4 protein-coding genes are annotated in these 3,322 nt (G+C 58.5%); all 4 read left to right on the plus strand.

Features of this window, described 5'->3' with window-relative positions; genetic code table 11:
• Nucleotides 1-505: thiamine pyrophosphate-dependent enzyme (locus AC1D1P_RS18475; RefSeq protein ID WP_477673965.1), on the plus strand; the 505-nt coding region annotated here is incomplete at its 5' end.
• 28 nt (nucleotides 506-533) lie between these two features.
• The gene (gene frc, locus AC1D1P_RS18480) at nucleotides 534-1,805 is read left to right on the plus strand and encodes a formyl-CoA transferase (RefSeq protein WP_477673966.1); all 1,272 of its coding nucleotides are present in this window, start codon (nucleotides 534-536) and stop codon (nucleotides 1,803-1,805) included.
• A gap of 111 nt (nucleotides 1,806-1,916) precedes the next feature.
• Entirely contained in the window at nucleotides 1,917-2,363 is a 447-nt protein-coding gene (locus AC1D1P_RS18485) for a PAS domain-containing protein (protein WP_477673967.1), read from the plus strand.
• 126 nt (nucleotides 2,364-2,489) lie between these two features.
• Nucleotides 2,490-3,322: formyl-CoA transferase (gene frc, locus AC1D1P_RS18490; protein ID WP_477673968.1), on the plus strand; the 833-nt coding region annotated here is incomplete at its 3' end.

Here is a 3,322-nt window from a genome sequence, read left to right on the forward strand (position 1 = left end):
TACGCTGGATTTCGCGCGCAGCATTATCGATATGTACGAGCCGCGCAAACGCCTTGACGTCGGCACCTGGGGCATCATGGGCATTGGCATGGGCTTTGCCGTTGCCGCCGCCGTCACTACGGGTAAACCCGTAATCGCGATCGAAGGCGATAGCGCCTTCGGTTTCAGCGGTATGGAAGTCGAGACGATTTGCCGCTACAACCTCCCCGTCTGCGTTATCGTCTTTAACAACAACGGCATTTACAAGGGGACCGACGTGAATCCGCTGGGCGGCGACGTAGCACCCACCGTGTTCGTCAAGAATGCGCGATACGAGATGATGATGCAGGCTTTCGGCGGGGTGGGCGTTTTGGCCAACACCCCAGCCGAATTGGCGAAGGCGCTGGACGAAGCCGTTAAATCTGGCAAGCCGACCCTGATCAACGCCATCATCGACGAAACCGCAGGGACCGAAAGTGGTCGAATCACCAGCCTGAATCCGCAGAGTGCTGCAGCAAAGAAGTAATCCAAAGCCATCCCAAGGAGAAATCAAAATGAGCAACAAACCACTCGCAGGCATCAAAATCATCGACTTCACGCACGTGCAGGCAGGCCCTGCCTGCACTCAGATGCTCGCCTGGTTCGGCGCTGACGTGATCAAGGTCGAGCGTCCTGGCTCTGGCGACGTCACCCGAAGCCAGTTGCGAGACATCGAAGGCGCTGACGCGCTGTACTTCACCATGCTCAACAGCAACAAGCGCGGCCTGACGCTGGATACCAAAAAGCCTGAAGGCAAGGAAGTGCTGGAGAGGCTCATCAAGGAATCAGATGTGATGGTCGAGAATTTTGGTCCCGGTGCGCTGGACCGTATGGGATTCACCTGGGAACACATCCAGTCACTCAACCCGAAAATGATTCTGGCATCCGTCAAGGGTTTCTCTGACGGCCACCATTACGAAGACCTGAAGGTTTACGAAAACGTGGCCCAGTGCGCAGGCGGAGCAGCGTCCACCACCGGCTACTGGAAAGGCGAGAACTCAGGCCCCACCATTTCGTCTGCTGCTTTGGGCGACAGCAATACCGGCATGCACCTGGCCATCGGTATTTTGACGGCCTATATCGGCCGCCAGAAGACTGGCAAGGGCCAAAAAGTCGCCGTGTCCATGCAGGACAGTGTGCTCAACCTGTGCCGCGTCAAAATGCGCGACCAGTTACGCCTGGACAACCTCGGCTACCTGGAAGAGTACCCGCAATACCCGCATGAAATGGAAGCCTTCAAAGACGGCGTGGTACCGCGCGGCGCCAATGCCGGCGGTGGCGGACAACCCGGCTGGATTTTGAAATGCAAGGGTTGGGAAACCGACCCCAACGCCTACATCTATTTCACGGTCCAGGGGCATGCCTGGGAGCCGATCTGCGACGCCTTGGGTAAACCCGAGTGGAAAACCGACCCGGCCTACACCACGGCCAAGGCACGCCAGCCGCACATCATGGACATCTTCGCGACGATTGAAGCATTCATCGCCGACAAGACCAAGTTCGAAGCCGTGGACGTCTTCCGCAAATTTGATATTCCTTGCGCGCCCGTGTTGTCGATGAAGGAGTTGTTACATGACAAATCCTTGCGCGCCAGTGGCTCCATCGTTGAAGTCCCGCATAAAGTGCGCGGTAGCTACTTCACCGTGGGCAGCCCGATCAAGTTCTCTGACACCAAGCCCGAAGTAACGGCATCGCCCCTGCTGGGCGAGCACACCGATGAAGTTTTGTCTGAACTCGGTTACAGCAAGGACCAGATCGCAGCCATGCACACGGCAAAAGCGGTTTAAACGCAGTTTTCTGCCTTACCGGCCTTGATGGCCCGCAAAAAACGGCGTTCAGTTTGAGCGCCGTTTTTTTTAAGCCTCAGCCAGCCTATTGCCAGCACCAGGAGTGGACCTATGCAAACAACAACCGACCTGAAACAGCTCGTGCAAGCCGTTGGCGACGCGATTGTTGCCTCTGATGCCGGCGGGGCGATCGTCTTGTGGAACCCGGCCGCTACGCGGATGTTCGGTTTCACGGAAGAGGAAGCCCTGGGCAAGTCGCTGGACATCATCATTCCGCAGCGCCAGCAGCAGCGCCACTGGGACGGCTACCACAAGACCATGGAAACCGGAAAAACGCGGTATGGCAACGACGTTCTGCGTGTGCCGGCCGTGCACAAGGACGGGCATGGGCTGTCTATCGCCTTTACCGTCGCCCTGTTACATACCCCGGACAACAAGGTTTCGGCCATCGTCGCGGTGATCCGCGACGAAACCGCCCGCTTTGCCGAAGAACGAAATCTGAAGAAACGCCTGACCGAGCTTGAAATGCAGCTTGCTCCTCAGGGTAATACACCCTAACCCAAACCGTACAGACACACCACTGGAGCAGTGATTACCATAGAGGTTGAACAGGGCAGAGTAAGCCCTGAGCACGGATCAAACCGTGTGTAACAACCACTTTTCAACTTCCCGGCAGGAACTTTCATGAGCAAAGCGTTAGACGGTGTCCGCATTCTTGATTTCACCCACGTTCAATCGGGGCCGACGTGCACCCAATTGCTGGCCTGGTTCGGCGCCGACGTCATCAAGGTCGAGCGTGCCGGCGAAGGCGATGCGACACGCGGGCAGCTGCGCGACATTCCCGGTGTGGACAGCCTGTACTTCACGATGCTCAACCACAACAAGCGCTCGATCACGCTGGACACCAAAAAGCCGAAAGGCAAAGAGGTTCTGGATACCCTGATCAAGGAGTGCGATGTGCTGGTCGAGAATTTTGCCCCTGGCGCACTCGATCGGATGGGCATCACCTGGGAGCACATCCAGAAGCTCAATCCCCGGATGATCGTCGCCTCGGTGAAGGGTTTCGGCCCCGGCCGCTACGAAGACTGCAAGGTTTACGAGAACGTTGCCCAGTGTGCGGGCGGCTCAGCCTCCACCTCCGGCTTTGATGACGGCCCACCCATGGTCACCGGCGCACAAATTGGCGACAGCGGAACCGGTCTGCACCTGGCACTGGGCATCGTCGCGGCCCTCTATCAACGCAACACCACGGGACGCGGCCAGAAAGTGCTGGCCCCCATGCAGGATGCCGTGCTGAACCTGTGCCGCGTCAAGCTGCGCGACCAGCAGCGCCTGGAGCGCACCGGCACCATGCACGAATACCCGCAGTACCCTGACGGCAAGTTCGGTGAGGCCGTGCCGCGCGCCGGCAATGCGTCCGGYGGCGGCCAGCCGGGMTCCATCCTGAAATGCAAGGGCTGGGAGACCGACCCCAACGCGTATATCTACTTCATCACCCAGGGCGCCGTGTGGCCAGC

It is taken from the genome of Polaromonas sp. P1_E1_2 (genome assembly GCF_056406035.1).

Excerpts from the sequence above, each read along its gene's own strand:
- AC1D1P_RS18485 (WP_477673967.1), top strand. The coding sequence starts at position 1,917 with ATGCAAACAACAACCGACCTGAAACAGCTCGTGCAAGCCGTTGGCGAC.
- frc (WP_477673966.1), top strand. The coding sequence starts at position 534 with ATGAGCAACAAACCACTCGCAGGCATCAAAATCATCGACTTCACGCAC.